13 protein-coding genes are annotated in these 15,203 nt (G+C 67.9%); 6 read left to right on the top strand and 7 right to left on the bottom strand.

Annotated features, from left to right (window positions below):
* Window positions 1-2: 2 nt before the first annotated feature.
* Window positions 3-3,164: a bifunctional proline dehydrogenase/L-glutamate gamma-semialdehyde dehydrogenase PutA gene (gene putA / locus DRB17_RS00415; RefSeq protein WP_114580196.1), complete on the bottom strand. Its 3,162-nt coding sequence runs from the start codon at window positions 3,162-3,164 to the stop codon at window positions 3-5.
* Window positions 3,165-3,313: 149 nt separating this feature from the next.
* Here putA and DRB17_RS00410 point away from each other — a divergent pair, with 149 nt between their 5' ends.
* Window positions 3,314-3,802, top strand: a complete 489-nt coding sequence (locus DRB17_RS00410) for an Lrp/AsnC ligand binding domain-containing protein (RefSeq protein WP_114580195.1) — start codon at window positions 3,314-3,316, stop codon at window positions 3,800-3,802.
* 7 nt (window positions 3,803-3,809) lie between these two features.
* Here the strand turns inward: DRB17_RS00410 and DRB17_RS00405 are convergent, their stop codons facing one another.
* From DRB17_RS00405 to DRB17_RS00390, 4 genes are all read right to left on the bottom strand, one after another.
* Complete coding sequence (locus tag DRB17_RS00405) at window positions 3,810-4,220, bottom strand: COG4315 family predicted lipoprotein (protein ID WP_114580194.1); 411 nt, start codon at window positions 4,218-4,220, stop codon at window positions 3,810-3,812.
* Window positions 4,221-4,412: 192 nt separating this feature from the next.
* Entirely contained in the window at window positions 4,413-7,595 is a 3,183-nt protein-coding gene (locus tag DRB17_RS00400) for an error-prone DNA polymerase (protein WP_114580193.1), read from the bottom strand.
* A 55-nt stretch (window positions 7,596-7,650) separates the two neighbouring features.
* Window positions 7,651-9,186 (bottom strand): Y-family DNA polymerase, encoded by a 1,536-nt coding sequence (locus DRB17_RS00395; protein WP_114580192.1) that lies wholly within the window; start codon window positions 9,184-9,186, stop codon window positions 7,651-7,653.
* On the bottom strand, window positions 9,107-9,871 hold the full coding sequence (locus DRB17_RS00390) for an ImuA family protein (protein WP_114580445.1): 765 nt from the start codon (window positions 9,869-9,871) through the stop codon (window positions 9,107-9,109). Before DRB17_RS00390 ends, DRB17_RS00395 begins: the two co-directional genes overlap by 80 nt.
* A gap of 32 nt (window positions 9,872-9,903) precedes the next feature.
* Here DRB17_RS00390 and DRB17_RS00385 point away from each other — a divergent pair, with 32 nt between their 5' ends.
* Both DRB17_RS00385 and DRB17_RS00380 read left to right on the top strand, forming a co-directional pair.
* Window positions 9,904-10,482, top strand: a complete 579-nt coding sequence (locus DRB17_RS00385; protein ID WP_241503694.1) for a PaaI family thioesterase — start codon at window positions 9,904-9,906, stop codon at window positions 10,480-10,482.
* A 77-nt stretch (window positions 10,483-10,559) separates the two neighbouring features.
* On the top strand, window positions 10,560-10,793 hold the full coding sequence (locus tag DRB17_RS00380; RefSeq protein ID WP_114580190.1) for a hypothetical protein: 234 nt from the start codon (window positions 10,560-10,562) through the stop codon (window positions 10,791-10,793).
* Between the two features lie 30 nt (window positions 10,794-10,823).
* On the opposite strand, the gene DRB17_RS00375 is transcribed toward DRB17_RS00380, so the two are convergent.
* Window positions 10,824-11,603, bottom strand: coding sequence for an enoyl-CoA hydratase/isomerase family protein (locus tag DRB17_RS00375; protein WP_114580189.1), 780 nt, complete (start codon window positions 11,601-11,603; stop codon window positions 10,824-10,826).
* 135 nt (window positions 11,604-11,738) lie between these two features.
* The gene (locus DRB17_RS00370; protein WP_114580188.1) at window positions 11,739-11,903 is read right to left on the bottom strand and encodes a LuxR C-terminal-related transcriptional regulator; all 165 of its coding nucleotides are present in this window, start codon (window positions 11,901-11,903) and stop codon (window positions 11,739-11,741) included.
* Window positions 11,904-12,289: 386 nt separating this feature from the next.
* Here DRB17_RS00370 and DRB17_RS00365 point away from each other — a divergent pair, with 386 nt between their 5' ends.
* From DRB17_RS00365 to DRB17_RS00355, 3 genes are all read left to right on the top strand, one after another.
* On the top strand, window positions 12,290-13,342 hold the full coding sequence (locus tag DRB17_RS00365; protein WP_114580187.1) for a patatin-like phospholipase family protein: 1,053 nt from the start codon (window positions 12,290-12,292) through the stop codon (window positions 13,340-13,342).
* Between the two features lie 144 nt (window positions 13,343-13,486).
* The gene (locus DRB17_RS00360) at window positions 13,487-14,251 is read left to right on the top strand and encodes a hypothetical protein (protein WP_114580186.1); all 765 of its coding nucleotides are present in this window, start codon (window positions 13,487-13,489) and stop codon (window positions 14,249-14,251) included.
* Complete coding sequence (locus tag DRB17_RS00355) at window positions 14,248-15,177, top strand: M48 family metallopeptidase (RefSeq protein ID WP_114580185.1); 930 nt, start codon at window positions 14,248-14,250, stop codon at window positions 15,175-15,177. The genes DRB17_RS00360 and DRB17_RS00355 overlap by 4 nt, the downstream gene beginning before the upstream one ends.
* Window positions 15,178-15,203 lie beyond the last annotated feature (26 nt).

Below are 15,203 nucleotides of genomic sequence, written 5' to 3'. Positions count from 1 at the left end.
CCCTACATCGGCAGGCTCTCGTCCATCGACAGCAGCGAGGCGTTGCCACCCGCGGCCGTCGTGTCGATGGTTAGCGTCCGCTCAGTCGCGAAGCGCAGCATATAGTGTGGACCGCCGGCTTTCGGTCCGGTGCCGCTGAGCCCTTCGCCGCCGAACGGCTGGACGCCGACGACGGAGCCGATGGTGTTGCGGTTGACATAGCAGTTGCCGACCTTGATCCGTCGCGAGATATGCTCGACCACGTGGTCGATGCGGGTGTGGATGCCGTGCGTCAGGCCGTATCCCGTCGCGTTGATGGCGTCGATCACCTTGTCCAGGTGCCCGCCCTGATAGCGCACGACGTGCAGAATCGGGCCGAACACCTCGCGCTGCAGGCGGTTGATCGAGTCGATCTCGAACGCCCCCGGCGCCACGAAAGTGCCGTTGGCGCACTCCGGACCCAGTTCCAGCCGGCGGATCGTCCTGGCCTGATTCGCCATCGCCTTGGCGTGACCTTCCAGCATGTCGCGCGCCTCGCTGTCGATCACTGGCCCAACGTCGGTGGATAACAGCGCGGGGTCGCCGACCTTCAGTTCGTCCATGGCACCGGCCAGCATGTTGATCATCTTGTCCGCCACATCGTCCTGCACGAACAGCACGCGCAGGGCCGAGCAGCGCTGTCCGGCGCTGGCGAAGGCGGAATAGAGGACGTCGGCCGCTACCTGCTCCGGCAGGGCGGAGGAGTCGACAATCATGGCGTTCTGTCCGCCGGTTTCGGCGATGAACGGCAGGATGGGGCCGTCACGCTCGGCCAGCTTGCGGTTGATCAGCTTGGCCGTCTCGACCGAGCCGGTGAAGGCCACCCCGGCGATGCGCGGATCGGCGATCAGCGGCGCGCCCACGCCCGGCCCGTCGCCCGGCAGCAGATGAAGCGCGTCCTGTGGCACGCCGGCACGATGCAATATCCGCACCGCCGCCGCCGCGATCAGGGGCGTCTGCTCGGCCGGTTTGGCGATGACGCAGTTGCCGGCCGCCAGCGCGGCCGAAACCTGACCGGTGAAAATCGCCAGCGGGAAGTTCCACGGCGAGATGCAGACGAAGGTGCCGCGCCCGCGCAGGTACAACTCGTTGCGCTCTCCCGTCGGCCCCGGCATCACTTGCGGCTCGCTGAAGTTCCGCTCGGCCTGGACGGCGTAATAGCGCAGGAAGTCCACGGCCTCGCGCACCTCGGCCACGCCGTCGGGAATCGACTTGCCCGCCTCGCGCGTGCACATCGCCATCAGTTCACCCATGCGCGATTCCATGTCGTCGGCGGCACGTCGCAGGATGTCGGCGCGCCTCGCGGCGGGGGTGTTGTCCCAGTCCCATTGCGCCCGCTCGGCACGGGCCAGCGCCTGCTCGATGGTGTCCTGATCGCTCCAGGTCACCTCGCCGACAACGCGCGTGTTGTCGGCGGGATCCATCACCTGCTGCGACGCCGCCTTGCCGTCGCGCCGGGCCTGTCCGCCGACAATGGGCGTCGCCTCCCAGGACTGGGCGGCGGCGCGGTCCATCTCCTTGCCCAGCGCCGCGAGCGCCTGCGGGTCGGAGAGGTCGACGCCGCGCGAGTTCACCCGCCCCTCGCCATAGAGGTCGCGCGGCAGCGGGATGCGCGGATGCCGGATCTGGGTCTGGCGCTTCACCGCCTCGATAGGGTCGGCGACAATGTCGTCGATGGGCACCCGCTCGTCCGTCACGTGGCTGACGAAGGAGGTGTTGGCGCCGTTCTCCAGCAGCCGGCGCACCAAATAGGGCAGCAGGTCCTCGTGCCCGCCGACCGGTGCGTAGATGCGGCACGGCAGGCCGTGGGCGGCCGGATCGACGACCTGGTCGTACAGCGGCTCGCCCATGCCATGCAGGCGCTGGAACTCGAAGTCGCGGCGGTTGCCGGCGGCCTCCAGCACGTAGGCCACGGTGTGCGCGTTGTGCGAGGCGAACTGCGGATAGATCGCGTCCTCCGCGTCCAGCATCCGCTGCACGCATGCCAGATAGCAGACGTCGGTGTTCATCTTGCGCGTGAACACCGGATATTCCTCCAGCCCGCGCTCCTGGCAATGCTTGATCTCGGTGTCCCAGTAGGCGCCCTTGACCAGGCGGACCATCAGCTTGCGCCCGTGCCGCCGGGCCATGTCGGCCAGCCAGTCGATCAGCGGCGCGGCGCGCTTCTGATAGGCCTGCACCGCCAGACCGAAGCCCTGCCAGTCCTTCAGCTCGGGGTCGCCGGAGATTGCCTCGATCACGTCGAGGGAGATGTCCAGGCGCTCCGTCTCCTCGGCGTCGATGCACAGGCCGATGTCGTGCTTCGCCGCCGCCAGGGCGATGTCGCGCATGCGCGGCAGCAGCTCGGCCATCACCCGCTCTCGCTTTGCGAACTCATAGCGCGGGTGCAGCGCCGACAGCTTCACCGAGATTCCCGGCGCCTCGATCGGCCCGCGTCCCTTCGCGGCCTTGCCGATAGCCTCGATGGCGGCGAGGTAGGAGGCATAGTAGTCGTCGGAATCCGCCATCGTCCGCGCCGCCTCGCCCAGCATGTCGTAGCTGTAGCGGTAGCCCTTCTTCTCGCTGGCCCTGGCGCGGTCCAGCGCCTCGTCGATGTTGCGGCCCATGACGAACTGCCGGCCCAGGATGCGCATGGCCTGCCACACCGCGCTGCGGATGAAGGGCTCGCCCGAGCGGTGGATCAGCCGGCGCAGCACGCGGGCATAGTCGCGCCGCTCCTCGCTCTCCAGCCTGACGACGCGGCCGGTCATCATCAGCGCCCAGGTGGAGGCATTGACGAACATCGATTCCGAGTGTCCCAGATGCGCCTCCCAGTCGGCGGTGGCGATCTTGTCCTTGATCAGCGCATCCATGGTCTCGCTGTCGGGCACGCGCAGCAGCGCCTCGGCCAGGCACATCAGCACGATGCCCTCCTTGGAGGACAGCTCGTACTCGTGCATGAACGCCTCGATGCCGCCGGGGTTGTGCTCGTCGCGCACGCCCTTCACCAGTTGCCGGGCGGTCTCGGCGACGCGCTCGCGCGCCTGGGCGGAAAGCTCCGCCTCGCGCAGGCGCTGGCGCACGACGTCGGCCTCCTCGGCGCGATAGGCGTCGCGTACCGCCTTGCGCAGCGCTCCGGCCTCGGCGAGTTGCGGATCGATGATCATCGCTTCTGCTCCCTGCCCCATGCATGTTCGCGGGTGCGCCTCGTCAGATATGACGATAGCAGATGGCGGAACGCATGTTTCTCTTTGTTTACGGCCATCAGCAATTTAAACTCCGATAAATCTGGTTATTGATAGATATTTCTCCTGCTATGAGCGCGAAAGATAGAGGACTTGACCACATCGATCTCGCCATCCTGCGGGCGTTGCAGGGGAATGGCCGGCTGACCAACGTGGAGTTGGCCCGCCGTGTGAACCTCAGCCCCACGCCCTGCCTGGAACGCACGCGGCGGCTGGAGCGCGAGGGCTACATCGCCGGCTATGCCGCGCTTCTGGACCGCACCAAGCTGGGCGCGGCAATGACGGTGTTCGTCGAGGTGGAACTGGACCGCACCACCCCCGACGTCTTCGACCGCTTCAAGGAGGCGGTGACCGCCCGGCCCGAGGTGCTGGAGTGCCACCTGATCGCCGGCGGCTTCGACTATCTGGTCAAGGTCGCGCTTTCCGACATGGACGCCTACCGCGACTTCCTGGGCGGCGTCCTGGTCTCCATGCCCGGCGTCAAGGCGACACACACCTACGTTGTGATGGAAGAAGTCAAGGCCACGACCGAGGTACCGTTGCCCGACGCGCCAGGGTGAGCGGTCGTCAGGGCCGCGCTACGTGCCAGACCCCGTCGACGCCGTCGCCCCGGACGTCGGCGGGCTTGGAATCGCCGACGTAGAGGTAGAGAGGCTCGCCGTCATAGGCCCACTGCCTGGAGCCGTCCGGGCGGGTAATCGGTGTAAAGCCGTCGAATCCTTCCGCCTCGCTGGACGCATGCAGCGGCGGCCAGGCGGCGGCGCAGAGTCCGGTGCAGTTCGAGGTGCCAGGGGTATCCTCGTCATAGGTATAGAGGGTCATCCCCTCCGGCCCGACCAGCACCTCGCCGACGCGCGTCTCCCGGCTTTGCCCAAGCTGCGTCGGCGCCACGCTGGGCCCGGCACAGCCGGCCAGCAGCAAGGCCACCACCGAGGCGAAAGCAACATCGCGGCCGGATTTCACGGATAGGGCTTGCATCGAATCACCTCCCGAAACCCTGGAGATCTCTCTATTCGTCCGGAATCGATAGGTGGGAAGCCGTGGCATGATTTACAGGCGGAACATGGCATTCGCGAGAATGTGATGGCGGGGGCAAGGTGCGCTCGCAAGCGACGCGGCCGAAAGTCCTGCGATGGTCGGCGTTAACCGACTCTCTGCCATCTTCCCCCCTTACCGAAAATCCCGGCTCGGATACACCACTTCCGGCCCTGGCCGCTTCACCTCGTCGGCGCGGGCGAGCGCGTTGGTAAAGCCCGGCGCCTCCAGGGCGGCGAGGCGGGCGGTCAGGTCCGTTACCCGTTCGGCCACCACGTGGATGACGAGGCCGTCGCGCTGGACCTTGCCCGTTACCGCGAGCAGGCTTCCCTGGAGGAAGGGGCGGCGGTAGGTTTCGAAGACCTTGGGCCACAGCACCACGTTGGCCACGTCCGTTTCGTCCTCGAGCGTGGCGAAGATGACGCCCTTGGCGCTACCGGGGCGCTGGCGGACCAGGACGAGGCCGGCGACCGTCAGGCGGCTGTCGTTCTCCGCCTCCCACAGCGCCTCCGCCTTGACGACGCCCTCGGCCGCCAGGCCCTCGCGCAGGAAGCTCAGCGGGTGCCGGCGCAGGGTGAGGCGCAGGCTGGCGTAGTCGTCCACCACCTGCTCGCCCGGCGCAATGGCGGGCAGCGTCACCGCCGGCTCCTCGCCCATCTCCTCGGCATTGGCGGCGGCGAAGAGCGGCAGCGGCGACTCGTCCGGCAAACCCTTCACCGCCCAGAGCGCGTGGCGCCGGTCCAGCCCCATCGAGGCGAAGGCGTCCGCCCGCGCCAGCGCCTCCAGCGCCTTCGTGGACAGCCCCGCCCGCCGCCACAGCGCCAGCGGGTCGTTATAGCCATTGCCGCGCGCCGCCTCCACCGCCCGGCCCGCCGCTTCGCCAAGCCCGCTCACCTGCCGCAGGCCCAGGCGCAGCGCCTGGCCGTCCGTGCTGTGGCCCGGATCGGCCGGCTCCAGCGTGCAGTCCCAGTCGCTGCGGTTGACGTCCACCGGCCGCACCTCCACGCCGTGCCGGCGGGCGTCGCGGACGATCTGCGCCGGCGCGTAGAAGCCCATCGGCTGGCTGTTCAGCAGCGCGCAGGCAAAGGCGGCGGGATAGCGGTGCTTCATCCAGGCCGAGACATAGACCAGCAGCGCGAAGCTGGCGGCATGGCTCTCGGGGAAACCATAGGTGCCGAAGCCCTCGATCTGCTTGTAGCAGCGCTCGGCGAAGTCGCGGTCGTAGCCGCGTTCGACCATGCCCTCGACCAAACGATCCTTGAAGTGATGCACGGTGCCGTGGCGCTTGAACGTGGCCATGGCGCGGCGCAGCCTGTCGGCCTCGCTGGGCGTGAAGCCGGCGGCGACGATGGCGATCTGCATCGCCTGCTCCTGGAATAGCGGCACGCCCAGCGTCTTGCCCAGCACCCGCTCCAGGTCGGCGCTGGGATAGGTCACCTTCTCCTCGCCGCTGCGCCGGCGCAGGTAGGGGTGGACCATGTCGCCCTGGATCGGGCCGGGGCGCACGATCGCGACCTCGATCACCAGGTCGTAGAAGTCGCGCGGCTTCAGGCGCGGCAGCATGGTCATCTGCGCCCGGCTCTCCACCTGGAACACGCCCAGGGAATCCGCCCGGCACAGCATGTCGTAGACGCCGCGCTCCCCGTGCGGCACCGAGGCCAGGTCATGGCGCCGGCCGTGATGCCGGGCGATCAGGTCGAAGCCCTTACGGATGCAGGTCAGCATGCCGAGCGACAGGACATCGACCTTGAGCATGCCCAGCGCCTCCAGGTCGTCCTTGTCCCACTCGATCACGGTGCGATCCGCCATCGCCGCGTTCTCGATCGGCACCACCTCGCTCAACGGCCCGCGCGTCATGACAAAGCCGCCGACGTGCTGCGACAGGTGGCGGGGAAAGCCCTGGATCTCGTCGATCAGCGCCAGCGTGCGCAGAAGGCGCGGGTCCTCGGGGTCGAGGCCCAGCTCCCGCACCCACTCCGCCGTACCGCCCTCCCCCTCGCCGCGGCCCCAGACACCGCCCGAAAGCGCGGCAACGGTGTCCTGGCCGAGGCCCATCGCCTTGCCAACATCGCGGATTGCCGCGCGCCGGCGGTAGCAGATCACCGTCGCCGCCAGCCCCGCGCGATCGCGGCCGTACTTGGCATAGACGTACTGGATCACCTCCTCGCGGCGCTCGTGCTCGAAATCGACATCGATGTCGGGCGGCTCACCGCGCTCGGCGCTGACGAAGCGCTCGAACAGCAGATCCAGCTTCGAGGGGTCGACCGCGGTAATGCCCAGGCAGTAGCACACCGCCGAATTGGCCGCCGAGCCGCGCCCCTGGCACAGGATCCCGCGCGAGCGGGCGAAGCGCACGAGGTCGAACACCGTCAGGAAGTACGGCGCGTAGCCAAGCTGCCGGATCAGCGCCAGCTCGTGCTCGATGGTATCGCGCACCTTCTCCGGCACGCCGCCGGGATAGCGCGCCTTCGCGCCCCGCCACGCCAGGAACGCCAGTTCCTCCTGCGGCGGGCGGGCGCGGCCGGCCGTCTCCTCCGGGTACTCGTAACGCAGTTCGTCCAGGGAGAAGTTGCAGCGGGCAACGATCTCGTCCGTCCGTGCCAGGGCGTCCGGGTGCCGCGCGAACAGCCGCGCCAGCTCCGCCGGTCCCTTCAGGTGACGCTCGGCATTCGCGGTCAGGCGCAGGCCGGCGGTGTCGATGGTGCAGCCATGGCGGATGCAGGTGAGCACGTCCAGCAGCGGCTTGCGCCCGGCGTGGTGCATCAGCGCGTCGCCCAGCGCCACCAGCGGCACGCCCGTCCGCGCCGCCAGATCGGCCAGCGCGGCCAGCCGCCGCGTGTCGCGCCCGTCCAGGCGCACTCCGGCGCCCAGGTAGCACGCGCCCGCGAAGGTCCGCGCCAGCTCCGCCAGCTTTTGCGCGAACGCCGCGCCCGGCGCCGGCGTCTCGGGCGGCACGACGATGGCGACCTGCCCCTCGGTATGGGCTGACAGATCAGCCATGTGGAGGATGCAGTTGCCCTTCTCCGCCCGCCGCCGGCCCAGCGTCAGCAGGCGGCACAGCCGGCCATAGGCGGCGCGGTCGGTTGGATAGCAGATCACCTCCGGCCCGTCGCGCGGCACGATGCGCGCGCCCACCAGCAGCGCCATCCCCTGCCGCCGCGCCGCGACGTGCGCCCGCACCGCACCCGCCAGCGTGTTGCGATCTGCCACCCCGATCGCCGTCAGGCCCAGCGCCGCCGCCCCCGTCACCATCTCCTCCGGGTGCGAGGCGGCGTGCAGGAAGCTGAAGTTCGTGGTGACGGCAAGCTCGGCGGTCATGGTTCCGTGTGGGTGATCTTCCGGTTGCACACGCCAAAAAACCCTCGATCCCCCCTCACCCAAAAACACCATGCAGATACCACTGCCCGGCGGTGCGCATGAGCCAGTAGCGCCGTCCCTCCGCCGTCTCCACGCGGAAATAGTCGCGGACTTCCGCCGCCTCCCGCCACCATTCGGGAGAGAGGCGCTCCGGCCCCTCGGCGGCGGCGGTGCGGTGGCGCAGGCGGCGCCAGCGGAACCGCGCCGGCGGATGGTCGGGCAGCAGGGCCGTCGCCTCCACCGGCTGCGGCCGAGCCAGCAGGCGCACGGGACGCGGCGGCACATCCGGCCAAGTGGCGGCATCGCGTGCGAAGGGCGGCGCGGGGCGGACCGCGCGTTCCGGCAAGCGGCTTCCATGGGGGCGCGGACGGGTGACGGTTCCCGCGCCCAGCCGGTTCTCCAGCCGGTCGATCAGGCTTGCCAGATCGCCGCCGCCTTTCGCCGGTGCCGGGCTATCCGCCGCGCGGCCCAGGCCGAGTTGCAGCGCGCTCAGCGGCTCCACCGCCGTGGCGGCCAGGGTCATCACCTCCACCCCGAAGCCAGGGTCAAGATTGTCCAGATGCTCGGCGAACAGACGCTTCAGGTGGTCGGCGTCACGGCTGGCCCGGCTGGTGCCCAGGCGCACGGGTTGCAGCGTCCCGTCCACGCGATACAGCGTCAGCTCCAGCCGCCGCGCGCCCTGCTGCGCATCCTCCAGTCGGCGGCACAGCGCGACGATCAGCTCTTCCACCATCGCCGCCAGGTCGGCGCGCACGCCGATGGGCTCGCCGAAGCCGCGCCGGACGTACAGTGGCGGAACCGGGGTCAGCGGGTCGATCGGCTCCCTGGCCCGGCCCAGCGCCTGATCCAGCCGCCGCACCACCTCGCGCCCCGCACGCGGCGCCAGCGTGGCCGTCGGCAACGCAGCCAGGTCGCCGACGGTGCGAAGGCCCAGGCGGTGCAGCAGCTCGCCCTCGGCCGCGCCAAGACGCAGGGCCACTGGCGGCAGCGGCGCCAGGACCGCGCGCTCGTCTCCCGCCGGCACGGTCAGCGTCGGACACGTGTCCGTCGTCGCGAAGCGGGCCAGCGCCCAGGCCGCGCCCGGCGTTCCGGCCATCGCCGCCCGTGCGCCCAGCCCCAGGCGGCGCAGGCGGCACACCAGATCGGCCAACATCGCGTCCTCGCCGCCGAAGAGATGGGCGCAGCCGGTCGCGTCGATCAGCACGCCCGCCGCGCCGCCGCCATCATGCGCGCCGTCCGGCGCGGTCCAGGGGCTGTAGCGTCCGCACCAGTCGGCCAGACGCCGCAGCGCCCGCGCGTCGGCGGCCGGATCGGCCGTCGCCATGCGCAGCCCCGGCAGTTGCGCCCGCGCCTCCGCCAGCGGCAGGCCCGGACCCAAGCCGGCGGCAGCCGCGCGGGCGTCGACGGCAAAGAGCACCTGCCGCCCGTTCTCTCCCGCAACCAGGGCCAGTGGCCTGGAGCAGCTTCGCGATTCAGGAGATCGCGACGCCCCCAGCCGTTGCAGCCGCTCCGTCGCGAAACGGGGCAGCCATAGCGAAATCACCCGTCGCATCGTCCCACTCCACCTCGAAATCCGCCGGATGCCCGCCGCGCACGCGCAGCAATTCCAGCCGCCAGCGCGGCCGTCCGGGCAGTGCGGCCACCGCGCCCGCCGCGCCCGGCAACGCCCCGACCCGCCAGCGCGTCGCGGCGGTGCTGGACACCTCTCGCCCGCGCGGCGCCACCGAGGGGCGCAGCAGCGACAGCGCGGTCATGCCCCCGGCCTCGGCCCCGAGTTGCAAGCGCCGGGCGGCGACGCGGTCCAACGCCCGAACCTCGCCCACCACAGCTGCCAGGTCGGAGCAGCGAAGGCCTTCCTCCATCGCCCACAGCACCGTGGCGTCGTCGCCCGCACGCGCCAGCAGCAGGCGATCCGGATGGACACCGAAGGCGGCAAGACCCGGCGGGTAGAGGTCCTGCCGCCGGGCGATCCATAGCACCGGCCCGGAAACCCGGCGCAACAGGTGTCCCAGGATCGCCAGGCAGAAGCCCGCGGCCGGGCCGTCGTCCCAGTCCGCGCGCCCGGGAACCACCTCGTGCAAAGCCGCGCGCGCCAGGCCACCGCCCGGCAGGGCATCGTCCAGCGCCGCCGCGCCCGTGGAAAGCACCGGACGACGCTCCGCCGCCTCCCCACGCTCGATCGCCCGCACCCGTTGGCGCAATCGACCCAGGCCGGGCTTGCCGCTGTCATCGCTCATCACACACCTCACGTTCGAGGTTTGTTTTGTTCTTGTTTCGTTCTAAATTCGAGATACCGGCGAGTCAAGCCGCCGCCCGCCCCCTGGACAGCCCGTGGAACCTGGGGCAGCATCGCCGCGTCATGGCGAACACCCGGCCCGATCCGATTGAAAAGACCGACACCGCCGAAAAGGCGGACCCGCTCACGCCGCATGGCGGGTTCGCGGATCTCGTCGGCTATCGAATCGGCGATTGGGAATCCGGGCACGCCGAAGTGATCCTCGATGTCGAGGCGCGGCACCTGAACCGTAGTGGCGTGGCGCACGGCGGGGTGATGTCGACGCTGATCGACGCCGCCTGCGGCTATTCCGGCTGTTACTGCACCGTGCCCGGCAACGCCCGGCGGGCGATGACGCTGCAGCTGACGACGCAGTTCCTGGGGCAGGTCCGGCACGGCGACACCCTGACCGCGACGGGCCGCGTCGTCGGCGGCGGGCGCAGCGTATTCTTCGCCGACTGCGAGGTGCGTACCGCCAAGGGCGAGCTTGTCGGCCGCGGCGAAGGTGTCTTCAAGTACCGCCGGGGCAGCGAGACGCCAGAGGGGCTGCCAGCCCGCCAGACTCACGGTTAAGGGCTTGCCTTCCCGCCCGCCGCCCCCACATGCCGGTGGTTCGCCGTCGTCACCGCCAAGCAGCGCAGGAGGCGTCGATGCCGCGCAACCGGCCCGTCACGCGCAGCGATATCGAAACTATCGTCGGCAACCTCGAAGATGCCCGGATTGCCGAGATCATTGCCAGCAAGACGACCATCGCCGAGCTCATGGAAGCCCGCCAATGGGTGCTGAGCAACGATACGCCGGGCATCCATCGCCAGCGCAGCGCGCGGGTCAATCGGTTGTGCGAGATCCTCGACAGCGCAATGCCGCAGGACGAGGACGGCTAGGGCGGCCACCGCGCATCGCGCCGGCCCGGCCTAGCGCCCGCGGAATATCGGCTTCTCCTTCGCCAGGAACGCGCGCACGCCTTCCCTGTAGTCCTCGCTGTCGCAGAGGCGGGCGGGTGCGTCCAGTTCCGCCTCGCTCAGCCGGGCCGGGTCCATCAGCCGGCGGGCAAAAGCCTTGTGTTGACGCGCGGCCAGCGGCGCGCCCGAGGCGATCCGCCGGGCCGTCGCGTAGACCTCGTCGGCCACCACGTCATCCGCCACGACGCGGGTCGCCAAGCCCTTGACGAAGGCCTCCTGCGCCGTCCAGACGCGCCCTTCCAGCAGCAACTCCAGCGCCGCCGCCCGGCCCACAAGTTCGATCAGCTCTTCCAGTTCCGGCAAGGCCAGCATGTGTCCCAGACGCTTGACCGGGATGGCGAATTGTGCGCTCTCGCCCGCGATGCGCAGGTCGCAGAACATCGCGATTTCCAGCCCGCCGCCCATGCACGGCCCCTGGATAAGAGCGACCACCGGATGCGGACAGTCGCGCAATCCATGGAACGCGGGCACCATCTCGCTGTTATAGGCGCGGGCCTGCTCGGCCGAATACCGGTGCCGTTCGAACTCGGCAATGTCGGCGCCCGCCCCGAAAGCCTCGCCGCCGGCGCCGCGCACGACAACGCAACGAAGGGAATCGTTGTGCCCCACCTCTTCCATGACCTCGGCCAAACGCCGCCACATGGCCAGGTTGCACGCGTTCCGGCGCTCGGGCCGGTTCAGGGTTACGGTGGCAATATCGGAATCGACGTCCAACAGAACAGGATCGGTCATCACAGCCTCGCACCGGTGATGGCGGACTGCTCCATACCATGCCGGCGCGGCGTTTGGAACGCGCGGGGGCGACGCCCGCAGGTCGGTTGGCCGACGCCTGCCCCGCCATCGATGACGCGGCGCGAAATCCGGCCTTCAGACGCGGGCCCGCGAAAGGTACTGCAACAGCCCCTGGACGATGATCGTCACCTGCGCCTCGCTGGTCTCAAGATCGCGTGCAATCTCGGCCCGTGAACGCCCGTCCAGTACGGCCCGGAGTACCTTCATGTCCCGACGAGAGAAATCCAGCACATTGATCATACCTAATTGGTATCTAAAAATGTCCAGTTGTCCAGACTTTTGAGAGACTCCTATACATGATTGTGATCAAAAAACAGGCTGAGGCAAAAATTCCGCCTCACATATGAATAACAAATATACATTTGTTGCCCCTGTTTATACAGCAAATATCGAATATACAGTATGGATTTTCGCTTATGAATAGAGCGGACGGGACGAATATCCCGAACTGGTATTGCGTCCCGTCAAAGACATCCCGCTTTCGCTGTAACAGTACTTCTAGCCTCCACCTGAACGTGAAACGCATGATCCTCCGCCCGTCCGAACCTCGGCTTGCATTGCAGCGCAGCGCGCGGAAGTATGGCGGTGCAGCAAGGGGACTTGAGACTGAAGGGGCGCAATCGAAGATGTCTTGTACCGACGGCACCTCGGCCGGGCGGCGGACCGGGTCCGTCAATCACGGCCGCACTCGCGTCAACCTGGCCCTGCAGGGCGGCGGGGCGCATGGCGCATTCACCTGGGGCGTGCTGGACCGGCTGCTGGAGGAGCCGGATCTGGATTTCGCCGGCATTTCGGGCACCAGTGCGGGCGCGATCAACGCCTCGCTCTTGGCCTATGGGCTCGCGCTTGGCGGCCGCACGGCAGCGCAGCAGAAACTGACGCAGTTCTGGCGCCGCATCGCCGCGCTCACAGCGATGAGTCCGATGCAGCCGACTGCCATCGACCGCTGGTTCGGATTCGGCAAGCTGCAGTTCTCTCCGGCGTATTGGGCGCTTGAACTGTCTTCGCGACTGTTTTCGCCGTACGACTTCAATGCATTCGACGTCAATCCGGTGCGCGAGACGCTGTCGCAGTGCATCGACTTCGACGTTCTCCGCGACATCAACGGACCGCCGCTTTTCATCAGCGCCACCAACGTGCGCGAGGGGCGCGTCAAGATCTTCCGCCGACCCGAGATGAGCCTGGAGGCCGTCCTGGCCTCCACCTGCCTGCCGTTCCTGCACCGCGCCGTGGAGATCGAGGGGGAGGCGTACTGGGATGGCGGCTATCTGGGCAATCCGGCCGTCCTGCCGCTCTACGAGGAGACCGACTGCCGCGACATCCTGGTGGTGCAGGTCAACCCAACGACCGTCGACGAGGTGCCGACGACCGCGCAGGACATCTTCGATCGGATGAACACCATCACCTTCAACGCCGGCCTGATGCGCGAGCTTCACGCCCTGCAGACGGCCGTGCACGAGGCGCACGAATGCGATAACGAGGAGCCGGTCCGCCTGCACCGCATCCATGGCGACGACGCCCTTCGCGGCCTCGGTGTCTCCTCGAAGCTCAACGCGGACTGGCGCTTCCTGCGCCACCTGCGCGATGTCGGCCGCGCCACGGCTGAAGACTGGCTGAGCGAGCACCGCCCCGCCCTCGGCCAGCACTCGACGCTGGAGCCGATGGCAATGTACGTTTAGGCCGCTGCCGCGGCACGGCGCGGCAAGGAGACATATTTCGACATCCAGTCTTACAATTTTTCAATGAATTTCTCTCAAATACGTTGACGTTAGAGAGAAGTTTCGACTACCGTCCACGTGCATTCACCATTCTTGCGAGGAGCCATGTGGCGCGTCTGGTGGGGCCGCCCCACGGCCCGCTTATTTAGCACCGCCTTGAAAGTCGGGTTGACCGCCGGCCTATGCACTGTCGGCTTCGGAGCGGCGGCGGCACAAATGATTTACACCCACTACCCGAAGCCGGGCGAAACCTTCGTTAACGGCTGCCTGACCCTTCCCTTGCATGCCGCCCCGACAGCTCTCAGCAAGCAGATCGGGATGGCCGAATTGGGCGGGCGCTTCGAGGTAATAGGTTTGGCGGGAGAATACGTCGTCCCGGAGTCCATGCGGCTGAGTGACTCGGACCCGATATACGCCACCGGCAAGCAAACATCCCACGAGGCCACTGCACAGACGGGGCGCGAGAAAAACGTCGCGTATGCCTGGATAGAGGTGAGGCATAAAGGTGAGGCGGCATTTGCGTCGTCGCGCTGCCTCATTGGTCCGGGTTTGTACGAACAACAAACCTTCGAGGATGCCAATCGCAAATTCAAGTCGGCACGCATGGGCTCGACCGGCAAGGGCTTCAATGTCAGGCCGGTTTTGGGCCGGGGCGGCAAGGAGATCGGCGGGAACATGGCCCATGCCGACGCCGATGCCGAAAGCCTGCGCCGGCTGATCCAGCGCCACGCCACCAGCGATCCTCATGAGGCCTTTGCAGGTTTTCGCATGCGGGGCGGCCTCGGCGAGTTCAACGCAAGGGCCGCACCCGAATGGATACTGACCAATCCCGCTGCCGACAAGCATGAGTTGAGGGAACTGCTGAAATGAGGCGCCGCGCAGGACAGCTTTGCCTGGCGGCCGCACTTGCCGCCGTCGCCAGCCTGAGTGGTTGCAAGACGATGGAAGATGCAACGGAGACAGTGAAGTCGTCGCTGGACTCGGCGTCGGAAACCCTCGACGCGAGCTTTGCCGAGATGGACAAGGATATACAGGATGAACTGGACTTCCTGGAACAGCGCATCGGACCGAGCGACGAGTATGTCTTCGGCTACAATTGGGCGGCAACGTTCCTGGGTGCGGCGCCGCTGTACAAACCCGGCCACCCTTTCAACGATTATCTCCAGAAGGTTGGCACCACCGTCGCGCTGGGCTCACACGCACCGTATTCCTACAAGGGACTCGTTTTCGCGATCCGCAATGACGACGGCTTCAACGCCGCGGCCTTTCCGAGCGGAATCATCATGATCAATCTCGGCGTTCTCCAGGCAGTTCATAGCGAGGACGAGCTTGCTGCGGTGCTGGCGCATGAGATTGCCCATCATGAGTTGCGGCACAACATGCTCAGCGTTGCCCAGGGCAAGTCACTAACCATCCTCGACGCATTGATAAAGGACGAGTCTCAGGATGGCAGCGATCTCATGGAGACTATGACCCTGGGCTACAATCGGCAGCACGAGTTGGAAGCGGACCGACGCGGAGCTGAATTACTACGCATGGCCGGCTATGACCCATACGCGCTGGTCCGGGTCTTGGAGGCCCTGGAGAACAAGAAGGGAAGCCTTGGAGGCCGCAACTACCCGAAGGCCCGCCCCGTTCTTCTCCGGAAGCATCTGCGCTTCATAGGGGCCGACACGCCGGCCGACATCCCTGATATCCGTAATGCCCGCTTCCAGAGGGCGGTCGAAGGCTTCGTGAAGCCTGGCGACGAGGCCCGCATCGCCGAAACCGCCGAAGCCAGTTCGCAAAGAGACTGACCCGGCGCACCATTCCGGCAAGCCGC

The organism is Ferruginivarius sediminum (assembly GCF_003344765.1).
In the GTDB taxonomy this organism is placed as follows: Bacteria; Pseudomonadota; Alphaproteobacteria; order Kiloniellales; family Rhodovibrionaceae; genus Ferruginivarius; species Ferruginivarius sediminum.
This window is presented reverse-complemented; position numbering and strand designations above follow the sequence as displayed.